General features: G+C 61.8%; 16 protein-coding genes. 3 read left to right on the top strand and 13 right to left on the bottom strand.

Translation table 11 applies throughout. The annotated features are described in order from the left end of the window. Position 1 precedes the first annotated feature (1 nt). The 7 genes from DD235_RS00585 to DD235_RS00555 all read right to left on the bottom strand — a co-directional run bounded on the left by DD235_RS00585 (position 2) and on the right by DD235_RS00555 (position 6,350). Entirely contained in the window at positions 2 to 1,183 is a 1,182-nt protein-coding gene (locus DD235_RS00585) for a 5-(carboxyamino)imidazole ribonucleotide synthase (protein ID WP_109060130.1), read from the bottom strand. A gap of 11 nt (positions 1,184 to 1,194) precedes the next feature. Next, a complete protein-coding gene (purE, locus tag DD235_RS00580) occupies positions 1,195 to 1,710 on the bottom strand; it encodes a 5-(carboxyamino)imidazole ribonucleotide mutase (RefSeq protein ID WP_109060943.1) in 516 nt (171 codons plus the stop codon). Positions 1,711 to 1,730: 20 nt separating this feature from the next. After that, positions 1,731 to 2,612 (bottom strand): phosphoribosylaminoimidazolesuccinocarboxamide synthase, encoded by an 882-nt coding sequence (locus DD235_RS00575; RefSeq protein ID WP_109060129.1) that lies wholly within the window; start codon positions 2,610 to 2,612, stop codon positions 1,731 to 1,733. A gap of 117 nt (positions 2,613 to 2,729) precedes the next feature. Beyond that, positions 2,730 to 3,794, bottom strand: a complete 1,065-nt coding sequence (fba, locus tag DD235_RS00570) for a class II fructose-bisphosphate aldolase (protein ID WP_109060128.1) — start codon at positions 3,792 to 3,794, stop codon at positions 2,730 to 2,732. A 163-nt stretch (positions 3,795 to 3,957) separates the two neighbouring features. Further along, the gene (locus DD235_RS00565) at positions 3,958 to 4,065 is read right to left on the bottom strand and encodes an entericidin A/B family lipoprotein (protein ID WP_109060942.1); all 108 of its coding nucleotides are present in this window, start codon (positions 4,063 to 4,065) and stop codon (positions 3,958 to 3,960) included. Between the two features lie 146 nt (positions 4,066 to 4,211). Further along, a complete protein-coding gene (locus tag DD235_RS00560; RefSeq protein WP_109060127.1) occupies positions 4,212 to 5,438 on the bottom strand; it encodes a YncE family protein in 1,227 nt (408 codons plus the stop codon). Between the two features lie 57 nt (positions 5,439 to 5,495). Further along, the gene (locus DD235_RS00555) at positions 5,496 to 6,350 is read right to left on the bottom strand and encodes a ChaN family lipoprotein (RefSeq protein ID WP_109060126.1); all 855 of its coding nucleotides are present in this window, start codon (positions 6,348 to 6,350) and stop codon (positions 5,496 to 5,498) included. A gap of 114 nt (positions 6,351 to 6,464) precedes the next feature. Between DD235_RS00555 and DD235_RS00550 the strand changes: the two genes are divergently transcribed. The 3 genes from DD235_RS00550 (at position 6,465) to DD235_RS00540 (ending at position 10,567) form a co-directional block, all read left to right on the top strand. Beyond that, positions 6,465 to 6,968 carry a sigma-70 family RNA polymerase sigma factor gene (locus tag DD235_RS00550; protein WP_109060125.1) on the top strand — a complete coding sequence of 168 codons (504 nt, stop codon included), beginning with the start codon at positions 6,465 to 6,467 and terminating at the stop codon, positions 6,966 to 6,968. Next, positions 6,965 to 7,972 carry a FecR family protein gene (locus tag DD235_RS00545; protein WP_109060124.1) on the top strand — a complete coding sequence of 336 codons (1,008 nt, stop codon included), beginning with the start codon at positions 6,965 to 6,967 and terminating at the stop codon, positions 7,970 to 7,972. The genes DD235_RS00550 and DD235_RS00545 overlap by 4 nt, the downstream gene beginning before the upstream one ends. An 81-nt stretch (positions 7,973 to 8,053) precedes the next feature. Next, positions 8,054 to 10,567 carry a TonB-dependent receptor gene (locus DD235_RS00540; RefSeq protein ID WP_204524157.1) on the top strand — a complete coding sequence of 838 codons (2,514 nt, stop codon included), beginning with the start codon at positions 8,054 to 8,056 and terminating at the stop codon, positions 10,565 to 10,567. Positions 10,568 to 10,627: 60 nt separating this feature from the next. On the opposite strand, the gene DD235_RS00535 is transcribed toward DD235_RS00540, so the two are convergent. The 6 genes from DD235_RS00535 to DD235_RS00510 are packed head-to-tail and all read right to left on the bottom strand — an operon-like array spanning position 10,628 to position 17,908. Further along, on the bottom strand, positions 10,628 to 11,926 hold the full coding sequence (locus DD235_RS00535; protein ID WP_162300377.1) for an NAD(P)/FAD-dependent oxidoreductase: 1,299 nt from the start codon (positions 11,924 to 11,926) through the stop codon (positions 10,628 to 10,630). A gap of 4 nt (positions 11,927 to 11,930) precedes the next feature. After that, the gene (locus tag DD235_RS00530; RefSeq protein WP_109060122.1) at positions 11,931 to 12,779 is read right to left on the bottom strand and encodes a VOC family protein; all 849 of its coding nucleotides are present in this window, start codon (positions 12,777 to 12,779) and stop codon (positions 11,931 to 11,933) included. A 42-nt stretch (positions 12,780 to 12,821) separates the two neighbouring features. Continuing rightward, a complete protein-coding gene (locus DD235_RS00525; protein ID WP_109060121.1) occupies positions 12,822 to 14,459 on the bottom strand; it encodes an ABC transporter ATP-binding protein in 1,638 nt (545 codons plus the stop codon). Next, positions 14,456 to 15,286, bottom strand: a complete 831-nt coding sequence (locus DD235_RS00520) for an ABC transporter permease (RefSeq protein WP_109060120.1) — start codon at positions 15,284 to 15,286, stop codon at positions 14,456 to 14,458. The genes DD235_RS00525 and DD235_RS00520 overlap by 4 nt, the downstream gene beginning before the upstream one ends. A 3-nt stretch (positions 15,287 to 15,289) precedes the next feature. Further along, a complete protein-coding gene (locus DD235_RS00515) occupies positions 15,290 to 16,267 on the bottom strand; it encodes an ABC transporter permease (RefSeq protein WP_109060940.1) in 978 nt (325 codons plus the stop codon). Positions 16,268 to 16,288: 21 nt separating this feature from the next. Next, positions 16,289 to 17,908 (bottom strand): ABC transporter substrate-binding protein, encoded by a 1,620-nt coding sequence (locus tag DD235_RS00510; protein ID WP_109060119.1) that lies wholly within the window; start codon positions 17,906 to 17,908, stop codon positions 16,289 to 16,291. Between the last annotated feature and the right edge of the window lie 58 nt (positions 17,909 to 17,966).

Raw genomic sequence — 17,966 nt, 5'->3', positions numbered from 1 at the left:
ATCAGGCCGGATCGTAGGCAATGCCCAGCGCACGCGCTGCGGCAGCAGCGGCGGCGCGTGCCTGTTCAAGCGTGGGTGCCACGCAGTTGACGTGGCCCATCTTGCGGCCCTTGCGGGCATCACGCTTGCCGTACAGGTGCAGCTTGGCCCCAGGAATCGCCAGCACGGTACGCCAGTCAGGCTCGCGCACTGCGTCGGTTTCGGGATCGAACCAGATGTCACCCAGCAGATTGAGCATGATGGCCGCACCGGTCATGCTGGTATCGCCCAACGGCAAGCCTGCCATCACCCGTGCCTGCTGCTCGAACTGACTGGTCAGACAGGCATCCATAGTGTAGTGACCGCTGTTGTGTGGACGCGGCGCGATCTCATTGACCAGCAACCGACCGTCCTGCAGCACGAAGAACTCGATGCAGAGTACACCACGATAATCCAGTCCCTGTGCCAGAGCACGAGCGGCTTCATGCGCCTGCGCCTGAATCGCCGGATCAAGGCTGGCCCCGACTTCGGATACGGCCAGGATACCGTTGCGATGCTCGTTGCGCGCTGCCGGAAAAATCCGGATCTCGCCATCATGGCCACGCGCCAGCACGACGGAAATCTCGTAGTCGAGCGGCTGCAGGGCTTCCAGCACACAGGCGGCACCATCAAAAGCGGCCAACGCAGCCAGTGCCTCCTGGCGATTGACGACATGGGCCTGTCCCTTGCCGTCATAACCCAGGCGCGCCACCTTGAGAATTCCTGGAAACAGCGCATCAGGCGCAGCATCGAGATCGGCTTCGCTGCGGATGGCTGTCCAGGGAGCCACGGGGATACCCTGAGAAGAAATGAAAGTTTTTTCGGCAATGCGATCCTGCACGACGGCCACGGCATCGCCCGACGGGCTGACGGCACTGACCTCGGCCAGCACGCGCAAACTGTCTGCCGGTACATTCTCGAACTCGGTCGTCACCGCCTTGCACAGACCGGCAAGCTGGGCCAGAGCAGCCTCGTCATCGTACGCGGCCTGCAGGTGACGGTCTGCCACGGCGGCTGCCGGCCCCTGGGCTGCCGGGTCGAGCACGGCCACCTGGTAGCCCAGGTCCTGGGCTGCCTGGCAGAACATGCGGCCCAGTTGGCCACCGCCCAACACACCCAGCCACTGGCCGGGCACGAGATAAGGGAAAGTGCGCGATACAGTCATGCGGTTTCCTGTCAGTCGAGCGGCGGCAGATTCATGCCGCGCGCCACTTCATTCTGGCGTGCGCGGAAGGCACGCAGCTTTTCGCGCAGCGCGGCATCGGTCGTCGCCAGGTTGGCAATCACATGCAGGGCGGCATTGGCCGCGCCCGCCTCGCCAATGGCGAACGTCGCCACCGGCACGCCTTTGGGCATCTGCACGATGGACAGCAGCGAATCCTCACCGCGCAGGTAACGCGACGGCACCGGCACGCCGAACACCGGCACCTCGGTAAAGGCTGCCAGCATACCCGGCAGGTGAGCTGCACCACCCGCCCCGGCAATGATGGCACGCAGGCCGCGTGCCGCAGCCTGATCGCCATACTCGGCCATTTCGGCCGGCATGCGGTGCGCGGAGACCACCTGTGCCTCGTAGGGTACGCCGAAATCCGCCAGGATGCGGATGGCATGCTGCATCACGTCCCAGTCGCTCGAAGAACCCATCACCACCCCGACCACGGGGCTTTCGTGTCTGTGTGCCTGCTGAATCATCTGCATATGCTCCTTGCGACTCAGGCAGTCAGGCGCTCGAGCGCCTCACGGTATTTGGCAGCGGTTTTTTCCAACACCTCGGCAGGCAGGCGCGGAGCCGGCGGCGTCTTGTCCCAGACCTGGGTCTCGAGCCAGTCGCGCACAAACTGCTTGTCGAACGACGGTGGGCTGATCCCCTCGCGGTAGCCATCGGCCGGCCAGAAACGGGACGAGTCCGGCGTGAGGACCTCGTCCATCAGGTGCAGCACACCCTGGTCATCCAGGCCGAACTCGAACTTGGTGTCAGCGATCAGGATACCCTTGGTGGCGGCGAAATCGGCTGCTTCGCGATAGAGTTGCAACGTGAGATCGCGCAGGCGGCCTGCCAGTTCGTCGCCAACGGCGTTGCGTACATAGTCGAAATCGACGTTTTCGTCATGCTCGCCCAGTTCTGCCTTGGCCGCCGGCGTGAAGATCGGTTCCGGCAGCTTGCCGGCCTGCTGCAGGCCGGCCGGCAACGTGATGCCGCACACGGCACCCGTGGCCTGATAATCCTTCCAGCCGGAGCCGATGATGTAGCCGCGTGCCACGGCTTCGACCAAGATCGGCTTGAGACGCTTGACCACGACGGCACGGCCACGCACCTGATCACGCTCGGCTGCCGTGACCACGTCTTCGGGCTGCACGTCAGTGGAGTGATTGGGCACCACATGGGCCAGCTTGCGCAGCCAGAACTCGGTCAGGCCGGTCAGAACCTCACCCTTGCCGGGAATCGGATCATCCAGGATCACGTCGAATGCGGAAATGCGATCGGTCGCGATCACGAGCAGCTTGTCGTCGCCGACGGCATAGATGTCGCGCACCTTGCCGCGGCCAAGCAGCGGCAAGGACTGGATACTGGATTGATGCAAAGCGGAGGTCACGTCGGTTCACCGGGAAAGTGGAAAGTTCGGATCATCTGCCCACAGTGCGGGACAGAAGCTGCCGCGCCTGCATCGTGAATGACGGGTGCCATCCGTGACGCAAGCACGGCTGCGGAGTTACTGCACCTGCTGCTTCAGCGCGCCGGAGGCGTACTGGCGTGCGATCTCGTCGAGGCTGATCGGCTTGATGCTGGCGGCATGGCCGGCGGTGCCGAACTGCTGATAGCGTTCGATGCACAGCTTCTTGGCAGCCAGTCGAGCCGGCTTGAGGAATTCGCGCGGATCGAACTTGGAGGGGTTCTCGAACAGGAAACGACGCACGGCGGCGGTCATCGCCAGGCGGATATCGGTATCGATGTTGATCTTGCGCACGCCGTACTTGATGGCTTCCTGGATTTCCTCGACCGGCACGCCGTAGGTTTCCTTCATGTCGCCACCGAACTCGCGGATCTCGGCCAGCAGATCCTGCGGCACGCTGGAGCTGCCGTGCATCACCAGGTGGGTATTGGGCAGGCGTGCGTGGATTTCCTTGACGCGCTTGATCGACAGGATATCGCCGGTGGGCTTGCGGGTGAACTTGTAGGCACCGTGACTGGTACCGATGGCAATGGCCAGCGCATCGAGCTGGGTGCGGCGCACGAAATCGGCGGCCTGCTCGGGGTCGGTCAACAGTTGCTCCATCGACAGCGTGCCCTCGGCACCGTGGCCGTCTTCCTTGTCGCCCTGCATGGTTTCGAGCGAACCCAGGCAGCCCAGTTCACCTTCAACGGTCACGCCCTGGCGATGGGCAGCCTCGACCACCGTGCGGGTCACTTCGACGTTGTATTCGTAGTCGGCGATGGTCTTGCCGTCTTCCTTGAGGGAGCCATCCATCATCACGCTGGAAAAGCCCAGGTCGATCGCGCCCTGGCACACGGCTGGCGACTGGCCGTGATCCTGGTGCATGACCACGGGGATATGGGGATACGACTCGACGGCGGCCTGGATCAGATGCCTGAGGAACTCCTCGCCGGCATATTTGCGCGCACCGGCCGAAGCCTGCATGATCACCGGGCTGTCGGTCTCGTGGGCAGCCTCCATGATGGCCTGGACCTGCTCCAGGTTGTTGACGTTGAACGCGGGAATGCCGTAGCCGTGTTCAGCGGCGTGATCCAGCAGCTGACGCATGGAAACGAGGGCCATGAAGAACTCTCCGAAGATGAATGGATGAAATCCGGTGCCGCGCAACGCGGCCAAACCCCGATTTTACGCAAAAAAGAGCCCGCTGACCGGACAAGCCGGCCAGCGGGCTGCGTGGAATTGTAAAGCGGCTGGCAACACTCAATGTCAGCGACCAGCCCGCGCCTTATTTCTCTGCTGCGCCCTGGATCGCCTCACCACCACGCTCGATATCCTTGCCCACGCCGGATACGGTATTGCAGCCTGCCGCCAATACAGTCGCACACAACAGCATGACAAGACCGGTTTTCTTGGCAATTTTCTGCATCATGGCATTTCTCCTAGTCATTGACGTAAACAGGAATTTCAGTCTATCCAGCCTGACTGCATCAGGCAAGGCCAAATACAGCCAGCAACATCAAAAACCGTTAATTGCCTCTCTCAGTGGCCAACCGCCGCGGCCGGCTGATCCCGGTCCAGGGAAATGCGCAGCACCTGCTCCCGTGCGCCCTCGACGAACTCTTCCGGATTCCACTGCTTGCTGAATCCCTGCTTGAGGCCGACATACAGTGCGTCGCCATCGGCAGACTGCGCCATCATGTTAGGAAAGACATGGCCCGGAATGCGCTTGGTGAGCTGATACGTCTTGCCATCGACTACGCCAATCGTGCCGCCAAAGAAATTACTGACATATATCTCGTCATGCTTGCGGTTGTAGGCCAGCGTGACCGCGCCCTCGCCTGTCGGCACGAAAGCAGTCTGCGCACCGGTTTTCAGGTCGAATACATACAGGCCATCCTGTTCGCCTTCGTTCTCATCATCGGGCTGGTGAATGAACTGCGAGGCAAAGATGCGCCCACCCTGCGCATCGACCGCCAAGCCCACCAGGTTATTGATGCGGGGCTGGGTCTGATCCAGCGAAATATGGCGAATCACCTGACGGCTGACCGGGTCGATCTCGTTGATATAGTCACGGCCGGCGGTATAGAGATGCTGGGAAACGGGGTCCAGTGTCAGTGCATACCCCACCGATGGGAACGCACCCTCGACCTCGCCCTTGAGCTGCAGCGTCTGGCCATCTAGCACCAGCAGCCGATAGACCGATTGCCGAGACTCTCCTTCGCCAACCTTGCCTATATAGGCCACGAACAGCTCGCCGGTCCTGTCGTTGTAGACCATGTGACGCAGATGCTCATCCTGGGGTGCGCTGGGCTCGACATGCAGGCGCTCGCTGGTCACAGCCACCTTGCCATCTTGCGGCGATACCCGGCTGACGCGCAGCGAAGCCGCCTGGGTATGCCCCACGTACAGCCATTTCCCGGCACCATCCTGTGCCAGAGAAAAGGCCCGGTATGGCATTTCGTAGCGCCCCTTGATCTGCATGGTTTCACCATCGAAGGCATACAGATAGCCCCGGTTCTCACCTCGCCGCACCCGGTCGATCGCTGCCCCGAAAACCGCGCCTGTCGGTGCGTTGAACTGCAATTCATACACCCCCTCCTCCGGCTCCTGCAGATAATTAGTGCGCATCCAGAAGCGATCCTTGTCGGAGACAGGCGGCGATGCCCCGAAAGCCGAGGACAGCGCCAGCAGGCAGGCCAGGCCCGCCGTCAGCGCCCCCTTGAGAGGATTGGACAGGCGATGCGATGAAAGATGATGGGTCGTCATTGAAGTAATACAGCTTTTGGTTGAGGTAATTCAGGTATGGCAGGCAAGTGCTGCGCGTCAGCCGGTGATCCACAGATAATCCGCATGCGAGGTATCGGCGTCGGACTCCTGGGTCAGGAGCAGCAATACCCTGACCGCCGACTCGGGCTGATCCGGCCATTGATCGCGCAGGTGCATGGCAACCCCTACATCCTTGAGCGCATGGATGTTGCCGGCAAACAGCACGCTGGGTTTGGGTGCAGCGATCAGCGTGTCCGCCATGCGACGATCCCGCCACATCTGCACGGCAATCATGCCGGGCATCTGTTTCTCGATTCCGGCATGGCTGCCACCGATATACCCTGCCAGCGTGTCAGCCACCGCAGGCCGTTCGCTCAGTGCACCCTGGGGTCGCGTTTGCCGCGCCATGATCTGGCGCATCTCATCCGTGTCGAAATTACCGGCAAGCACGGGCTGTGGCTGGCTGAGCAGCGCAATAACCAGGTTGCCGTAAAGCGGCCAGGGCCAGCCATCCTGCCAATCCAGCCGACGCCGCAGGGTTCCGGCAGCCGATACCGGTTGTGTCTGCAACTCGTGTTGCAGTTCATTCAGGGCAGACTGCTGGGAGGGCCGTGCCATTTCCAGCACATAGCTGCCTGCCGGGCGCTGCTCAGGCAGCGTACGCACCAGCCACTCCTCGATCTGGTGGTGCCGGAGATTGTCATGATCTTCGCCCACGATCAGTACCTGGGCAGCCGCCAGCTCGGACAGCAATGCGTCCGGGCTCAGGCGGGCACCATCGGCCAGGCGCACGACATATCCCTGGGCCACGGCCTGCTGCAATACGACCTGATGCTGTCGGGGATCAGGCGCATGCTGACAGGCTGCCAGCAAAGAGGTCAGCACAAGGAACGACAACAGGCGCGAGATCATTTTTTTACCAATTCAAAAATATAATTATATTGCATTCTCATTTGCATTAAAATTCCACTATCAATAGCGCGTCAAGCAAAAACTGGAACGACGCCCGTCTCACGATTGCATCGCATGGCTTCTCCCGCTCCACCTCCTGATATCGAACAGATCTACCAGGCACATCAACCCTGGCTGAAATCATGGCTGGGGCGCAAGCTGGGAGACATCCATTGCGCGTCGGATATCGTCCAGGATGTCTTCGTGCGCCTGCTGTCGCGCAGCGACCCAACCCCCATCAAGGAACCGCGTGCACTGCTGACAACCATTGCCCAGCGCGTGCTGGCCAGCCACTGGCGCCGTGAGCAACTGGAGCGCGCCTACCTGGATGCCCTGGCGCAACAACCCGTGCCATTGGCGCTGTCTCCCGAAGCCCATTCCATCCTTCTGGAAACCCTGCACGAAGTCGATCAACTGTTGCAGGGCTTGCCCCAGGCTGTCCGGCAGGCCTTCCTGCTGAGTCAACTGGACGGACTGAAGCAGGCGGAGATTGCCGCCGTGATGGGCATCTCCCTGACCACGGTCAAGCGCTATCTGATGCGTGCCGCCATGCAATGTTATTTTGACCAGTCAGCATGACCACATCACACGCCGTTGCAGAGCAGGCCATCCAGTGGCTGCTTGCCTTGCAGGAAAACCCTGGCAGCGCCAGCCTGCTCAGGGAGTGGCAGGCCTGGCACGATGCCAATCCTGCACACGCCCAGGCCTGGCAACGCATCGCCACGTTGCACGGCCGCCTGCAAGGCATTCAGCATACCGCGCCGGCCTCGGCAGGCGCAGCACGCAATGCCCTGCTCACCCGGCCCGCCAATCCGCGCCGACGCGCCATGGCCGGCTCACTGGCCCTACTGCTGAGTGGCGGCCTCAGCTGGCTGGCCTATGACAACCAGCCAGGCCAGCGCCTGCTGGCCCAGGAGCGCACCCGCAAAGGCGAACAGCGGCAAAGACATCTGGAAGATGACACGACATTGACCCTGGCACCAGACACGGCCTTGAATATCCACTACGACGACCAGATGCGTGTCATCGATCTTCTGGCCGGCGAGATTTTCGTGGAGACAGGACACGCTACCGGCGACCTCCGTCCATTCATGGTGCGCACTCGACATGGTCTGGCCCAGGCGCTGGGCACACGCTACTCGGTTCGCCTGCTGCCGAGCGCAGCAACAACACCTCCTCCAGCCACCCAGGTATCGGTCTTCGAAGGTCGGGTCAGACTGCAGGCCAGTCAGGCAGACAATACGAGCGCCCAGCCTTATATCCTGGAGAGCGGCGAGCAGAGCGTGATGCATCCTGATCGTTACGATCTTCGCCAGCCTGCCGATGCCGGCCGGGCCAGTTGGCCCGATGGCATCCTGCTGGCTCGCGACATGCGATTGGCCGACCTGCTGCGCGAACTGGGTGCCTACGCCCCGTTTGAACTGGACTGCGCCCCTGCGCTGGCCGATCTGCGACTATCGGGCTCCTATCCGCTGGCTGCGCCAGAAGATGCCATCTACAGCCTGGCCAGAATGCTCCACCTCAGGGTCGAGGATCAACGCCGCGGTCTGATCTGGACAACGCGTACGCTCTATCTTTCATGAAAACGCAGATGCAAATGGTCTGTTTTTTTATTTCGTGCGACATGGAATGGGTAAACCCTGAAAACATCGATCCGATTCCATATGAGCCGTCCCTTGAGTGCCTCGCCCTGCCAACCTTTGCGCCCCATCCCTCTTCGCGCTTCATCGCTGCACCGTGCCGTGCTGCAAGCCATGCTCCTGCTGGTCCCCCTGACAACCGTCGCGCAAACCACCGCGTCTGATGCCACCACGACAGAAACCCGCCATGCCGCCCTCACGCTCGACCTGGCAGCAGGCCCGCTGGATCAGGTACTCAACACCTTCGGCAGACAGACTGGCCTTCTGCTGACCTATCCCAGCGACATGGTTGCAGGCAAACAGAGCCCAGGTCTGCAGGGTCGCTACAGCAATCCCGAAGCGGCACTCACGGCATTGCTGGCGAACACCGGGCTGTATGCCGTCGCCACGCAGCACAACGGCTTCATGCTGCAACGTACGAACACCATCCAGCGCAATAACGTGGCACGCATGGATACCCTGACCGTGACGGGCACCTATGAAACTGCCGGTGCCCACAGCACACGCACGCTCAACCAGAACCTGCAGAGCCTGGATGCCACCTTGCGCAGCATGGCCGGCACTTATACCCAGCTCGATCCGCTGCAGGCTGCCGTCAGCGTCAACATCCGCGGCATGAGCGGCCTGGGGCGGGTCAACACCATGATCGATGGCGTGACCCAGACCTTTTTTGGCGTCGCCCCAGCCGGCTACCACGGCAATGGAGCCAACAGCGGCGCAGGTGCCCTGATCGATCCGAACTTCCTGGTCGGCGTGGATGTCACACGCGGCAACAGTGCGGGCTCCCAGGGGATCAATGCGCTGGCCGGCAGTGCCAACATGCGTACGCTGGGCGTCGATGACATTCTGTTCGAAGAGCGCAACACGGGTGTCATGGGCCGGTTTTCCGTAGGCAGCAATGGCCTGGGGCGCAGCGGGATGGTGGCCATGGCAGGCCGCACCCCCTTTTCCGACACCGGCAGCATAGGCGGTCTGGTAGGCATCAGCGGCAGCACCGTACATGCCACCTACAACAACGGCAGCGGGCGTAGCAGCAGCGAATTCCTGGGCGAAGATCCCCAGTTCATGAAACAGCATCCACGCTCACAACTCTACAAGCTGGAAATCCGTCCCGACAGCGACAACCGACTGGAACTGAGCGGGCGTAGCTATACAAACTCGTTCAATCGACGCGACCTCAACAGCGAGGACTACTACCTGAAATACAACTACTCGCCGCGTTCCGACCTGGTAAACCTGAATGTCCAGGTCAGTAACAGCCGTTCTCGACAGGATTACGAATACCAGGCACTCAGCGCATATGCTCAGGCAGCCGTACGCAACCGCTCCAACAGCTTCGATATCAACAATACCAGCCGCTTTGCGTGGAGCGACTATGAACTAGACCTGCTGGTCGGTGGCAAGTTCATGGATACCACGTACAGTCGCAATATCGTCCGCGAATACGAGGATGAAGGCCGCAACGGCTTCATGCCAGCCGGCCGGCAAAAAATTTCTTCCCTGTATAGCACGCTGACCCTGCGGCGCGACATCTACCAGTTAGACCTGGGCCTGAACTACACCAGAAGCAACGTCATCGGCAACAAACCAGCCTGCCCGGACACGATACGCTGCTTTCCCCAGGGTGCCGCCCGGCTTGACCTGACTGACACTGCCATCAATCCTTCGGCCACGTTTGGCGTCCAGGTCGCCCCCTGGTTTCGTCCCTTCGTATCCTACAGCCATTCTTCACGTGCACCGAATGTGCAGGAAGTCTTTTTCTCCAACGAAGGTGGTGGCTCCATGAACCCCTTCCTGAAACCTGAGGAGGCAGAGACCTGGCAGGCCGGCTTCGATATCTTCAAACAGGGTCTGCTGACGGAAAAGGATACCTTCCAGCTCAAGGCATTGGCCTATCGAACCCGGATCCGGAACTACATTACCAGCGAATCGTTCTTCCTGTGCTATGACGGTGCCCGCTGCAAGGATATCGATAACTCGTACGCCGACTTCAACGCGCATATCGCCATCAACTCGTTGACCCCCGTCACTACACGCGGCTATGAGCTCGAAGCCCGCTACGATGCCGGCATCGTATATGCCAGTCTGAGCTGGAGCAAGCAAAAAACCGACCAGCCCACCTCGATTGTCAGCACAACCCAACTGGGCTTCGGCTACGACGACATGAGCGATCTGCCCAACAGCTATGCCACCCTGGACATCGGTGCTCGCCTGCTCGACAGGCAACTGGTGGTAGGAGGCCTCGCCAAGTTCACGGGCAAATCACGACGCCTCAGCACCGAGGGAATCAGCCTCGATACCAACCGTGTCGAGAAAGAAGATATGCCCAGCATCCCCACGATTTTCGATATCTACGCCAGCTACCAGCTTTCCCGCAACGTGATGCTGCGTGCCAGCGTACAGAATGTGGGCAACAAGGATTACGCCGAAGCGCTCAACCGCATGAACCAGGATCTCTACTATGCCCAGGAAGGTGCATCAGTCAATACAACGGCACGCGGCCGGACTTATATGGTGAGTACGGAAATACGTTTCTAGCCCTCAAGCTGGATCTGTCGGGCACCGTATAGTCTCTCCCGACAGATCGCGCCACGTCGATCACACTTCCTTGCGATCACGCCAGCGATAGCGCAACAATTCCAGCGTCGCCACTTTCCTGACCACGCCATGCAGTGGAATGGCCTTGGGCTGCGTGCGAGGAATGTCAAGGTCGTCGCTGCTGCGGCCCTGCGCCGCCTCTGCCAGCATTTTGCCGGCTGCTACGGCCAATGCCACACCCCGGCCATTGAAGCCGGTCAGGGCCACGACACCGGGGGCCAGTTCATGCAGATGCGGCAGGAAATCCAGCGTGATGCCAACGTGGCCGAACCAACCATGCTCAAAGCGCCAGTCCAGCCCCAGATGTGGAAACACGCGCGCCAGACGTGCACGGATGCGCGACTCCAGGCGCGGTCGCCATGCCGCGGGTACAGCCAGCACGCCCCCAGACACCAGCCGCCCATCCACGGTCGGCCGTGCAAAATGCATGTCCCCTCGCGTGTCGGAAATGGCCACCTGCCCTGGCAGGACCTGGGCACGCACCGACTCGGGCAATACCGAAGTCGCCAACTGGTAGAACTGCACCGGCACGACTGAATGCTGCAAGGCGGGAAACAGGCCATCGGCATAGGCATCCGTCGTCACCACCACCCGTTGCGCCTGCACGGCTCCCTTGGCCGTACGCACCTGCCAGCCGGGCAGGGCTGCCTCGACCTTGAGCGCGGCAGACTGCACGTAGATCTGCGCACCTGCCGCCTGGGCAGCCGCAGCCAGTCCGCGCACCAGTTTCAGGGGATGGACATGCCCCCCGTCGTGCGCGATCCAGCCACCAAAATATTCCGTGGCACCGCTCAGCGCCTGTACGCCAGCAGCATCCAGCTCACTGACGCTGGCCCCCAGCGCCTGCCACTGCCGGGCGCGCTGGACAGCCTGACGTGCACGCCCCGGCGAATGGGCAGGCTGAATCCAGCCTTGCTGCACCGCCTCGCACTCGATCCCCAGTTCGCGGATCAGGTCGAAGGTGAATGCGGCCGAGCCGGCCACGAAACGGGCCATGCGTTCGCCGCGTACATCGCCATAATGGCGACGCAGATCGTCAGGGAAGGCGCGGGTCAGCGCCGGAATCACCATGCCATTGTTGCGCCCGGCCCCACCATGCCCGATATCGCCTGCCTCCAGCACCACGACCGAGCGGCCCTCGCGGGCCAGGTGCAGGGCGGTCGACAGGCCGGCATAACCGGCACCGATGACGACGACATCGGCCGATACCGTATCCTGCAGCACAGGAAACACGGATGTCGCCACATCACTTGCTTGCCAGTAGGAGTCACTGACGGGCTGCTGCCAGGGCAAGGTCATGTGATCACTCCACCAGCAGCAGCGCCACGCCGGAAGCCTGCGAAGCAGGCACCAGGATGCCGTCAGACTGGCGCTCGAAAGGCACGCCATTGGTTTCCAGCACGCGGGCGGCGTCCTGCAGCGAGCGGGTCTGCAATTCCAGCCCAACCTTGCGATCGGCACCATCCGGTCCCAGTTCGATCTCAGTGCCAAAAATGGCGCGTGCACGCGCCAGCGTCAGAAACTCGACGCTGGCCTGCCCGGTCCTGAGACGCAGGCCACCTTCGATCGGCTCCAGTTCCGAGGTCTCGAAAACCCTGGCCAGCACGGCACTGGCTGCCTGCGGGTCCTGCGAGGCAATCACGACCCGCTTGACGGCATAGACACCATTGGCATGCTGCTGCCAGGGCGCATGCCAGACCAGATCCGGATCCAGGTGCTGGCAGAAGAAAATGCGGCCGCTGGGCGTCGTCGCCAGGTCCAGGTGCAGCGTGCGAAAACGCGCATCGCGCAACGTGCCGTCGGTCAGTTCGACCGGACGGTGAAATGCCTGCGGTGCCTCGCTCATCAGACCGACACCGCGCGCCTGCAACGGGGCCACCAGCGCATCGGCGTCATCGGTCTTGAAAATCAGTCCGGCCAGCCCTTGCTGCGTACCCCACACACCGGCAACGCGGCCGGCATTCTGCGGCTCGTAGCCCAGCAGTTCGAGGTAATCGTTCTCGAAGATCGCCAGGTGGTTGCTGGACCCCAGCGAGTGATGGCCACGCGGCGTCAGGGTAAAGCCAAGCCGCGCATATTGACGGGCAGCCTCGTCCAGTTGGTCGTTGACATTGACCAGCACATGGTCGATAAGCGGAAATTTGAGCGACATACGCCCTCCTGGTTCGAATTTTGAAACTGCAGACAAGTCGCCTCAGGCAACCTGCGACACATCCGCCGCAGCAACACGTGGCGGCTGCCAGTGACGACCGGGAACGGCGTCCAGCAACGCACGCGTGTATTCATGCTGAGGATTGGAGAATACTGCAGCCGCCGGGCCATGCTCGACGACCACGCCGTTTTTCATGACGGCCACCTGATCGCATATCTGGGCTGCGACCCGCAGGTCATGCGTGATGAACAGCAACGACAGCCCCAGCCGCTCGCGCAGGCTGGCCAGCAGGTCCAGCACCTGGGCCTGCACGGACACATCGAGTGCCGAAACCGGTTCGTCTGCCACCAGGATACGCGGCTCCAGCGCCAGTGCACGGGCCAGGCCGATACGCTGGCGCTGCCCTCCAGAAAACTCGTGCGGAAACCGGTGCGTCGCTTCCGGATCGAGGCCGACCAGCGCAAAAAGCTCCCGTGCCCTGGCCAGGGCCTGCTCGCGCGGCGTGCCATGCACCACCAGCCCCTGTGCCACGATATCGCCGACCTTGCGGCGAGGATTCAGGGAACCATACGGATCCTGGAACACCATCTGCACATGCCGGGCATGCTGGCGCAATTGCTTGCGACTGAGTGCTGCCAGGTCCATGCCCTCGAAACGGATTTCGCCGCTATCGGGATCGAGCAGCCGGACAATGCAGCGGGCCAGGGTCGATTTGCCCGAACCGCTTTCACCGACGATACCCAGGGTGCCGCCCTTTGGCAGCGTCAGGCTGACGTCATTGACGGCATGCGTCAAACGACGCCGGCTCTTGATCAGGCCACCACTGCGATAGGTCTTGCTGACATGGGAGGCCACCAGGATGGGCTCGCCACCGTGCTCGCGCACCGGCGGCGGCTCCAGCGGCGGCACGGCCGCAATCAGTGCCTGCGTATAGGCATGAGCCGGTGCGTTCAGCACCTGCTGGGCAGCACCGTACTCCACCAGATGCCCCTGCTGCATCACGGCGACCTGGTCGGCAATCTCTGCCACCACGCCAAAATCGTGCGTAATAAACAGCACGGCTGTACCCTTGCGGGCCTGCATCTCGCGGATCAGGTGCAGAATCTGCGCCTGTGTCGTCACGTCCAGTGCCGTGGTCGGCTCGTCGGCAATCAGCAGGCTAGGCTCCAGGGCCAGGGCCATGGCAATCATGGCGCGCTGGCGCTGTCCGCCCGACAGTTCATGGGGATAGGCACGTGCGGCCCGCTCGGGATCGGGAATATGCACATCCGCCAGCAGATCCAGTACCCGCTTGCGGATTTCGGCGCGCCCCAGGTGGGTGTGCGTGCGGAACATCTCGCCGATCTGGTCGCCGATCCTGCGCAGGGGATTGAGCGCAGTCATCGGCTCCTGGAAGATCATGCCGATCTGCGCCCCACGCACCGTGCGCATGCGGGCCTCGTCAAAAGCCAGCAGGTCTTCACCCTGGAACAGGATGCGGCCCTGGCTGGCATGTACTTCAGGCGGCAACAGGCCCATGATCGCGCCTGCGGTCATCGACTTGCCAGACCCGCTCTCGCCGACCACGCACAGGGTCTGCCCCTGCGCCAGTTCGAACGAAACATCGGTCAGCGCATAGGGCCGGTCCGCGCCGGCGGGCAGATCCACCTGCAACGATTGCAATGCAAGTAAAGTGCTCATCGCTTTTTCAACCTGGGATTCAGTGCGTCATTGAGCCCCTGCCCCACCAGCGATACCGCCAGCACGGTCAGCAGGATGGCAAAGCCCGGAATGGCCGATACGTACCACTGCACGCGCAGCACCCCTCTGCCACCCCCGATCAGGTTGCCCCAGGACGGCACGTTGGGATCGGACAGGTTGAGAAACGCCAGGGCACTCTCGAGCAGGATCGCCACTGCCATGATGACGCTGGCGTAGACGATCACCGGCGGCAATGCATTGGGCAGGATTTCCCGGAAGATGAGCGCGCCATCCGTCAGCCCCAGCGTCCGCCCGGCCTGGACGAACTCGCGGTTGCGAAAGGACATGAATTCGGCCCGCGTCAGCCGCGCAGCCGGCGGCCAGGACACCACCCCGATGGCGATGATGACCGTCTCCAGCTGTGAGCCGAAGACCGCCACCAGCACCAGCAGCAGCAGAAAATTCGGCAGGATCTGGAAAGCCTCGGTCACCCGCATCAGGATATCGTCGATCACGCCACCGTAGTAGCCGGAAATCGCCCCGACCACGATGCCGATCACGATCGCCAGCACGGTGGCGACCAGCCCGATCAGCAGCGTGACACGGGCACCATGAAAAATCTGCGCGGCAATATCACGCCCGGTATGGTCCGTACCCAGCGGAAAGGCCGGATTGGTGAACGGCCACTGCAGCGGCCGCCCTGCCAGGCCCAGCGGATTCTTGGGAAAGAAGATGTCTGCCGTCAGGGCCAGGCTGATAATCGCCAGCAGCAGTACCAGGCCGATGACGGCAGCCGGACTGCGCAGGTAGTTACGTAGGAACTGCATGATTCAATGTCCCGTGTTGATGCGGGGGTCCAGCCGGCTGTAAATCAGGTCGACCACGAAATTGATGACGATCACCAGAATGGCAGACACGAACACCACACCCAGCAGGGTGTTCAGGTCGCGCTGCATCACCGATTCGTAGGCCAGCCGGCCCAGGCCCGGCAAGGCGAACACGCTCTCGACCACCACCGAACCGCCCAGCATCGTACCGGCCTGCAGTCCGATCAGCGTCACCATCGGCAACATCGCATTGCGCAGGACATGGCGCACCACCACGGCGTTCTCGCTCAGACCCTTAGCGCGGGCCGTACGCACGAAATCCAGTGTCGAGACTTCCAGCATCGATGCCCGCATGATCCGCAGGTAGACCGCCAGGAAAATCAGTGCCAGCGTCAGCGTCGGTAGTACCAGGTGCCAGGCAATATCGAGTACCAGCGCCCAGCCCTCCAGCCCGGCCCCGATCGTGCCGAAACCGCCGGCAGGCAGCCAGCTGAGATAGACGGCAAAGACGAAAATCCCCATCAACCCGAACCAGAACGAAGGCGTGGCGTAGAACACCAGGCCCAGCGTGGAGATCAGCGTATCCTGCCACTTGTTGACACGCCGGGCTGCGATCACGCCCAGCACCATGCCGAAGGCAAAGGACAGCGCCAGTGCGGAACCCATCAGCAACAGGGTTGCCGGCAGCCGTTCGATAATGACATCGGCCACCGGTTTGCCATAGATAGCGGACTCACCCAGGTCCAGGTGCACCAGCCGCCACAGGTAATCTCCCAGCCGCGTGGTGGTGGACTGGTCAAGCTGGTAGTGCCGACGCAGTTCCTCGATCATGGTGGCATCGGCACCGCCCACCTGGGCGACCAATGCATCCACGGTATCCCCGGGTGCCAGTTGCAACAGCAGGAACAGGCCGGCCAGGATAATCAGCAGGGCCGGGATGGCGGCAGCCAGCCGCCGCCCGACCAGGGAAAGGAAATGCATCATGTCGGCGTACTTCTTTCTTTACTTTGCGATCCAGGTGTCATGCCAGCTGCTAGAAGGCCAGCGTGCCACATTATGGTCGTTGCCGACCTTCTTGCTGACGACCGAGAAGAACTCCCGCTCGACGGCGAACCAGAGCGGAAACTCCTCGTTCACTTGTTCGACCAGTTCCACGTACAGCGCACGCCGCTTTTCCGGATCGATCTCGGATGCCGCGTCATCGACCAGTTGATCGACCTTGTCGGATTGCCAGCCGTACTGGTTGGTCCAGGGCGAACCGGCCGGGCTGCCGGAACGTACCCAGACGGTCGTGGAAACATGGGGATCGCCACGATACTGGTTCCAGCCGGTCGCGATATCGAAATCATACGAGGTATAGACCGCATGCAACGCACCGGCATAATCGTGGTTGGCGATCTCGACCTTGATGCCGACTTCGGCCAGCGACTGCTGGATGAAGGTCGCAAACAGCGGCACATCCTCGCCATTGGGAATCTGCACCAGTTTCAACGTGAAACGCTCCCCCTTGCCATCGCGAGGATAGCCGGCTTCGTCCAGAAGCGCCTCGGCGCGCTCGCGATCGAACGGATAGGGTTGCTTGCTGTTGGGCGGATAGAACTTGGCCGACGAGGAAGGAATGATGCCGGTCGCCGGCTTGCCCTGTCCATAGAGGAAGTTCTCGATGAAGAACGGCACGTCGATGGCATGGGCAATGGCGCGACGCACACGAACGTCGGCAATTTCCTTGCGACGGAAGTTGAACTCCACCGTATTGAAGAACTGGTTGGCCTCTGAACCCTTGCTGGTCACTTCGAAGTCCGGGTTGCTGCTGAGACGATCCAGATCGGCCAGCGTCAGCTGCGAATAGGCGCTCAACTGCACCTGACCGGTTTCCAGCGCGGCCGTGGCGGCCGACTTGTCGGTGATGATGCGCCAGACGATACGGTCGAGGTAGGGTTCGCCTTCGCGCCAGTAGTCAGGGTTGCGCTCGGCAATGATGTACTGGCCGCGCTGGTATTCGACGAAACGGAACGGGCCGGTGCCGATCGGCGCAGTGTTGGCCGGATTCTCGAGCACGTTGGTGCCTTCGTAGACATGACGCGGCACCACATAACCCAGATCGGCCAGGGCACGCAGCAGCAGATCCTCGGGGATCGGACGGGAGTAGCGGAATACGGCCGTGTGATCGTCCGGCGTGTCCACCGCTTCCAGGTTCTGCTGCAGGCCGGTCGAGAAATTCAGGTGCTTCTTCCACAGTTCCAGCGCGTTGTACTGGACGTCGGCAGAGGTAAAGGGCTTGCCGTCATGCCATTTGACGCCCTCGCGCAACTTGAACGTCACGGTCTTGCCATCCGGGCTGGACTCCCAGGACGTGGCCAGTTGCGGTACGACCTTGCCATCGGCATCCAGGTCAACCAGCGACTCGATAATCTTGCTGGTCACGATATAGACCCCGGTCGAAGCGCGCAGGGACGGATTCAGGATGCGCTGCTCGGAGCCCAGATGCACATTCAGCACACCACCGCGAACCGGCGCTGCTGCATTGCCCGTGACTGCCTCGGCCATGACAAGATGCGGCCAGAGAGGGGCCGCAATCAAGGCGCCGGACATCGCCAACCATTCACGACGGGTGATTGCCATTTCGTCAAACTCCAGTAATTTGCATAGAAGGAAGCGTTAGTCTAAAACCAGCCTCTTA

Source organism: Corticimicrobacter populi, from assembly GCF_003123725.1.
GTDB classification, from domain to species: Bacteria; Pseudomonadota; Gammaproteobacteria; order Burkholderiales; family Burkholderiaceae_B; genus Corticimicrobacter; species Corticimicrobacter populi.
This window is presented reverse-complemented; position numbering and strand designations above follow the sequence as displayed.